Source organism: uncultured Eubacterium sp. (assembly GCF_937958975.1).
Taxonomy (GTDB): Bacteria; Bacillota; Clostridia; order Lachnospirales; family Lachnospiraceae; genus Eubacterium_G.
Map to the genome: position 1 here is coordinate 23334 of NZ_CALGRE010000030.1, position 6174 is coordinate 29507.

At 32.1% G+C, this 6174-nt stretch carries 10 protein-coding genes and 1 pseudogene; all 11 read left to right on the forward strand.

The annotated features are described in order from the left end of the window. Positions 1-30: 30 nt before the first annotated feature. Positions 31-480: an HIT family protein gene (locus Q5O86_RS04945; protein ID WP_302626037.1), complete on the forward strand. Its 450-nt coding sequence runs from the start codon at positions 31-33 to the stop codon at positions 478-480. A 79-nt stretch (positions 481-559) separates the two neighbouring features. Further along, entirely contained in the window at positions 560-1162 is a 603-nt protein-coding gene (locus Q5O86_RS04950) for a hypothetical protein (protein WP_302626038.1), read from the forward strand. A 38-nt stretch (positions 1163-1200) separates the two neighbouring features. Next, positions 1201-1683, forward strand: coding sequence for a GNAT family N-acetyltransferase (locus tag Q5O86_RS04955; RefSeq protein WP_302626039.1), 483 nt, complete (start codon positions 1201-1203; stop codon positions 1681-1683). Positions 1684-1720: 37 nt separating this feature from the next. Further along, a complete protein-coding gene (locus Q5O86_RS04960) occupies positions 1721-2233 on the forward strand; it encodes an NUDIX hydrolase (RefSeq protein ID WP_178060467.1) in 513 nt (170 codons plus the stop codon). A gap of 25 nt (positions 2234-2258) precedes the next feature. Continuing rightward, entirely contained in the window at positions 2259-3293 is a 1035-nt protein-coding gene (locus Q5O86_RS04965; protein WP_302626040.1) for an NUDIX domain-containing protein, read from the forward strand. Between the two features lie 65 nt (positions 3294-3358). Then, positions 3359-4096 carry an HAD family hydrolase gene (locus tag Q5O86_RS04970; RefSeq protein WP_302626041.1) on the forward strand — a complete coding sequence of 246 codons (738 nt, stop codon included), beginning with the start codon at positions 3359-3361 and terminating at the stop codon, positions 4094-4096. 49 nt (positions 4097-4145) lie between these two features. Continuing rightward, positions 4146-4631 carry an NUDIX domain-containing protein gene (locus tag Q5O86_RS04975; RefSeq protein ID WP_302626042.1) on the forward strand — a complete coding sequence of 162 codons (486 nt, stop codon included), beginning with the start codon at positions 4146-4148 and terminating at the stop codon, positions 4629-4631. A gap of 30 nt (positions 4632-4661) precedes the next feature. Beyond that, positions 4662-5093 (forward strand): GNAT family N-acetyltransferase, encoded by a 432-nt coding sequence (locus Q5O86_RS04980; protein ID WP_302626043.1) that lies wholly within the window; start codon positions 4662-4664, stop codon positions 5091-5093. Positions 5094-5121: 28 nt separating this feature from the next. Further along, a complete protein-coding gene (locus tag Q5O86_RS04985) occupies positions 5122-5469 on the forward strand; it encodes an inorganic pyrophosphatase (RefSeq protein WP_302626044.1) in 348 nt (115 codons plus the stop codon). A gap of 22 nt (positions 5470-5491) precedes the next feature. Further along, a pseudogene (locus Q5O86_RS04990) lies at positions 5492-5809 on the forward strand (NUDIX domain-containing protein); the annotation flags it as partial. Positions 5810-5941: 132 nt separating this feature from the next. After that, positions 5942-6174 (forward strand): AAA family ATPase (locus Q5O86_RS04995; protein ID WP_138286755.1); only part of this gene is annotated, 233 nt, incomplete at its 3' end.

The following is a 6174-nucleotide window of genomic DNA, read 5'->3' on the forward strand; positions in this document are numbered from 1 at the left end:
AATCGAAGTTTGGAGGTGTGAAAGATACGTATGTGCGAATGGTGTGATTATAAAGAATACGAATGGCTACTGCATAAATCACTTTATTGGTCTGTTTACTTAGCAGATGTACAGGATTATGTAGGTAGATGTATTTTGGTGCTGAACCGACATTGTGGAAGTCTCTCAGAACTGGATATTTCTGAATGGATTGAGTTGAAAACGATTATAGATAAATTAGAATATATATATAAGGACATATTAGGAGCTGAATTAAGTAATTGGAGTTGTTTATTGAATAATTTTTACAAAGAAGCAACACCAAATCCTCATTTGCATTTACATGTGAGACCACGATATAAAAATGCAATACTAATTAACAATCACTCATACATAGATACCGAATTTGCTCACCACTATGCTCTGAAAAAGGAGGTTCTGTTACTTGATGATGATAAGCAAACCTTGTATGCACGAATGAAGAAACATTTTATTTTATAAATTTTAAGTTTTTGGGAAACTAATTATACGGTGAAGCGAGAACGGCATATTTTTTTGAAAGGAAAGGTAAATTTGATAAATGGAAAATAATACTTGGGGAAAAGCAGTTGTTGAAAAAGCACTTTTATATGCAGAACATGAATTTTATCCGACTGATAAAAATGTAATGCATGGCGTAGATGAAAATGGTAGATATGTTGATACTCCTGATATTACTTGGAAAGGTGAATTATTAAATTGTGGTTGGTGGAAGCCAAATGAAAAAAATAAGGGAGTTGCATATGGATGGGGAAATGCTTCTTCTATTGAGGAGTTTGACCAAGGAATTGCAGATGGAAAATATGCGGGTAATGTTCCAGAAGATACCTCAAGATATGGAAGTTGGAATACAGTTGGTGTGGATTGCTCTGGGCTACTGATTGTATGTTGGGGATTACCCAAGAAGATTGCAGCAAGAGATATTCCTAATATCGCAAAAGTTATTGATGTTAGTGAGATTAGACAAGGTGATGTTTTGGCAATTCGTTCACATGTAATGATTTTTAAAGAATTTATTGATGAAGAAAAAAGCCGTGTAAGAATTATTGATTCAACAAGAAGTACTGGAAAGGTATCTCAAAGAGAGTTTTTAGTATCAGATTTGTTAGAACAAGGGTATATTGTCTACAGAAAACAACAATAAGGTTATGATAACAAATTCAGAATTTATGAGGTGTGGCAATGATAAGAAAAGTAAGAGGTGAAGAAATACCAGTATGTGTGGAAATTATTAAAAAAAGTTTTTTGACAGTTGCAGATGAATATGGTTTTACGGAGGAAAATGCTCCTAGGTTTACAGCTTTTGCGACTACGCAAGATAGACTGTATTGGCATATGGATGGAGAGCATAGGCCAATGTATGTATTTGAAGAAGATGGTGTTTTGTGTGGATATTATTCACTTTTGTTACAAGGAAATGGAGAATGTGAACTTAATACTCTTGCAGTATTGCCAGAGTATAGACATAAGGGCATTGGAAGACAATTATTAGCTCATTCCTTTAATATAGCAAAAGAATTAGGCTGTAGAATTATTAATATAGCTATTGTAGAAGAAAACAGAGTTCTTCGTAAATGGTATGAGTTGAATGGAGCAATACATATTGGAACAAAGAAATATGATTTTTTTCCATTTACATGTGGATATATGAAAAAGGAATTGTAGAGAAATTTAGTATTAGGAGGCGAAAAGGAGAGAAGCGATGGACGAATGGTTAAAAACAAGAAACTTACCTTTACATTTTATATCTGTTGCAGGATTAGTATATAAAGGCGATGAAGTTTTATTGATTAAATCAAAACGTAGAGGATGGGAAATCCCTGGCGGAGTGGTAGAACAGGGAGAGGATATAATAAGTGGCTTAAAAAGAGAAATATTTGAGGAAAGTGGCATTGTTGTCGAGCCGGAAAAGTTTGTTGGTCTATATCAGAGATTGAATACTAAAGATGGATATGGTCCCCTTGAAGGAATGATTTTACCTCCTGTTGTGAATTTGACATTTATTTGTAAATATATAGATGGAAATGAAAATGTATCAGATGAAAGTATTGAAGTAGGATGGTTTACTCCAAACATTGCAAAAGAAAAAATTACTGTTCCTGATATAAAGAAAAGAGTTTGTGATATGTTGGAATTTGATGGTAAGCACCATTTTAGTACTTTTGAAAATAAAGACAGTAAAATAAAATTTATTAGCGATATGCTTGTTAAATAATTATACATAACACGGAGTAAAAAAATTGAAACAAATAATTATAATCGGATGTCCGGGAAGCGGGAAAACTTATTTTGCAAAACAGTTGTCAGAAATTTTGCAAATAGAACTTTTTCATATGGATAATATATATTGGAAGAAAGATAAAACGCATATTAGTAGGGGAGAATTGATTAGCGCGGTAGATCGAATAATAAGTCAATCAGAATGGATTCTTGATGGAAATTATATATCAACTATTGAGCAAAGAATAAAAGGTGCAGACACAATTTTTTTATTTGATTATACAACGAAAGATTGTTTAGAAGGAGTTAAATCAAGAATTGGTGTAAAGCGTGATGATATTCCGTGGATAGAAACAAAATTGGACCCTGATTTTCAAAAATGGATTATGGATTTTAGAAAAGATACATTGCCTCAAATAGAAAAAATATTAGAACGATACAAATATAAAAAAATAATTAGATTTGCTTGTAGAAAAGATAAGGAAAAATACTTGATGAAATTGAAAAAGAATGTAAATAAGAATATTACAATTCATACCACGGAGCTTAATATAGAGTTGCAGGATGACCAATGGCAAATGGAATATATTGATCATAACAGAAATATTGCCAGAGCAATAGTGTATGATGAGGATGGAAATTTTTATTTTGTAAGAGCTGAAAGAAATGATGATTTCGGACAGACAACAATTATAGAAACAGCAGGTGGGGGTGTTGAAGAAGGTGAAGAATTGCAGGATGCAATAAAAAGAGAACTTAAAGAAGAATTGGGTGTAAAAGTAGATGTAATCTGCAAAATCGGAGTTGTAAGTGATTATTATAATCTGATTCATAGACATAATATTAATAACTATTTTTTGTGCAAAGTTGAATTCTTTGGTGAAAAAGAACTGACAGAAGATGAAAGAAATAATTTTCACTTATCAACATTGAAATTATCTTATGAAGAAGCTATTAGAGAGTATGAATATAGGTCAAATACAAGATTAGGGAAACTTATAGCCAATAGAGAATTGCCGGTGTTGCATCGTGCAAAAGAAATAATTGATATTTAGACAAGAATTACTAAATTAAGATTTATGGAGAAGACTTTTAGATTTAATATATGGAGAATATAAAGATGAGTATACAGAAACCGAAGATGATATTATTTGATTATGGACATACATTATTGTATGAGATTGGACATAATGCAGAAAAGGGGAATAAAGCAATATATCAATACATAAAAAGTAATCCTAAAAATATTTCATTTCAAGAATTTAATAAAATAGTAAATAGCACATTTAAAAAGATAAATGAGTGTGGCAATGGAATTGATATTTGTGAGAAAAATTTTTTGCGATTAGTATATGGATACATGAACATTGAATTATCTGTTTCATTGGAAGAGGCAGAAAGCATTATATGGAATGGTGTATCAGAAGGTGATATTATGCCAAATGCAAATAAAATATTAGATTATCTGAATAAAAATGACATTAGGAGTGGAGTCATTAGTAATATGTGTTGGTCTGGAAAATCTTTGAAAGACAGATTGAACAGATTACTTCCGAATAACAAACTGGAATTTGCAATTACTTCCGGGGATTATATATTTAAAAAGCCAAATAAAATGCTATTTGGGATAGCGCTGAATAGAGCAGGACTAAATGCAGAAGAAGTGTGGTATTGTGGAGATAGTGTAAAAGCGGATATTTATGGAGCACATAATGCAGGAATATTTCCAGTTTTGTATGAAGGAAAAACAGAAGAAAAGAACTCATTTGAGGGTCAAAACGAGGGAGACGAGATAGATTTTGATTATTTTAAAATTAATAATTGGGATGAATTGATAGAAAAAATTGAAACAATATAGAATAGGAAATAAACTAGAATATTAGTAATATTGTACGAGGACGTGAATTATGGAACTTTGGGATGCATATGACATGAATTTAAATACAATTAAAGATAAAACATTAATAAGAGGTGAAGCCGTACCAGATGGAATGTACCATTTAGTGTGTGAGGTTATTGTTAAACATACAGATGGTACATATTTGTTAATGCAAAGAGACAAAAATAAGCATTATGGTGAATATTGGGAAGCTACAGCAGGAGGTTCAGCATTGCAAGGAGAAAATCCACTTGAATGTGCAATAAGAGAATTGCGAGAAGAAACAGGAATAAATGAAACAAATTTAGTGGAGCTAGGAAGGGTTGTTCAACATAATCATCATTCAATATATGTTGATTATATTGTGATTACGGATTGGGACAAGTCTAACATTACTCTTCAACAGGGAGAAACACAGGATTATAAGTGGGTAGATAAAGATACTTTGAAAAATATGAAATCTAATGAATTGGTAACAAGAAGAATGCAGCTTTTTATTGAGGAATTACGATAATAGACAATAACAAGATTAAAGGAAAGTATTATGAAAATAATTAAGTATGAAGACAAGTATCGTGATGATATGATTTTTATGATATTAGAAGCAAAAAATGCTTTAGGTCGAGTTCCGGGATTAAATGAGGATTTATTGGATATTAAAAGGAACTACTTGGATGCAGGAGATATGTTTTGGTTGGCTATTAATGAACAAGACAGAGTTATAGGAAGTATTGGATATAATTCTATAAGAGACACCGATGAGGTTTGGCTGCATCGTTTGTTTGTAAAATACAATTTGAAAAGACAAGGTATTGGAAGTGCTTTGTTAGAAATGGCAGAAAATTACATAGCAAATCAAGGAAAGAAAGTGGTAAGAATTCATCTGGGAGGAAATGGTTTTGAGGAATCAAAAATATTTTATCCCAAACATGGCTATGTGGAGTATCGGGAACGCTATATGATGAAGAATTTGTAGATAATAGCAAATTACTACGGTAGGAGAATTGAAGTTAGAGGAGGTAAATATAGTAGTTGGCGATATTGTAAAAGTAGTGGTTGACAGACCACTTGGAAGTTATCATCCTAAGCATAAAGATATGCATTATCCGATTAATTATGGATATATTGAAGGAATAATTGCTCCAGATGGAGAAGAACAAGATGCGTATATTATAGGTGTAGATGAACCTGTAAAGGAATTTGTTGGAAGAATTATTGCAATAATACATCGCAATAATGATATAGAGGAAAAATGGGTTGTTGCACCTCAAAATATGATATTTACTAAAGAACAAATATGGGAAAAAGTTTTGTTTACTGAACAGTACTTTGATTCTGAAATAATAATGTAAACATAAAGAAAGAGATACTTATGAAGTGCCAGGCGGGCATAGGGAAAGTGGCGAAGATATTTTAGCTACTGCTAAGCGGGAATTGATGGAGGAAACGGGTGCGACAGATTTTACCATCAAACCAATCTGTGTGTATTCGGTTAAAGGACAAACAAATATGATGGAAAATATAAACGATGAAACATTTGGCATGCTTTTCTTTGCAGAGGTATTTTCTTTTCAAGAAATACATAGTGAAATAGAGAAAATTTTAATTACGGATAACTTAGTTGAAAATTTGACTTATCCTTTAATTCAACCTCAATTAATTAAAGAAGCAAAAAACAGAGGATATTTATAAATAAGAATTGACCGAGCTCTTTGAGCGAGGAATGCTTCTTGTCCGAAGGGCAAGAAGATGGAATATAGAAAGAATTTAACAAATCGGAATTTGTTAAATTGGAAAATTAGAAGTTGTGGAGGTAACACATAGATGAATCAAGGTAGAATTATTGTAATCACAGGTGCGCCGGGGACAGGAAAAACTACAACGGCATCTGCTGTTGCAAAAGAATCAGATTTGGAAAAGTCTGTGCATATGCACACAGATGACTTTTATCATTATTTGAGTAAAGGGGCAATACCACCGCATTTGCCAGAATCAAATGAGCAAAATTTGATTGTCATTGAAGCGTTTTTAGAAGCTGCGAAGCGATATGCTCGTGG

What these genes read in the sequence shown, in the direction of transcription:
- Q5O86_RS04950 (WP_302626038.1), top strand. Translation starts at nt 560, where the DNA reads ATGGAAAATAATACTTGGGGAAAAGCAGTTGTTGAAAAAGCACTTTTA.
- Q5O86_RS04945 (WP_302626037.1), top strand. Translation starts at nt 31, where the DNA reads ATGTGCGAATGGTGTGATTATAAAGAATACGAATGGCTACTGCATAAA.
- Q5O86_RS04975 (WP_302626042.1), top strand. Translation starts at nt 4,146, where the DNA reads ATGGAACTTTGGGATGCATATGACATGAATTTAAATACAATTAAAGAT.
- Q5O86_RS04980 (WP_302626043.1), top strand. Translation starts at nt 4,662, where the DNA reads ATGAAAATAATTAAGTATGAAGACAAGTATCGTGATGATATGATTTTT.
- Q5O86_RS04960 (WP_178060467.1), top strand. Translation starts at nt 1,721, where the DNA reads ATGGACGAATGGTTAAAAACAAGAAACTTACCTTTACATTTTATATCT.
- Q5O86_RS04970 (WP_302626041.1), top strand. Translation starts at nt 3,359, where the DNA reads ATGAGTATACAGAAACCGAAGATGATATTATTTGATTATGGACATACA.
- Q5O86_RS04955 (WP_302626039.1), top strand. Translation starts at nt 1,201, where the DNA reads ATGATAAGAAAAGTAAGAGGTGAAGAAATACCAGTATGTGTGGAAATT.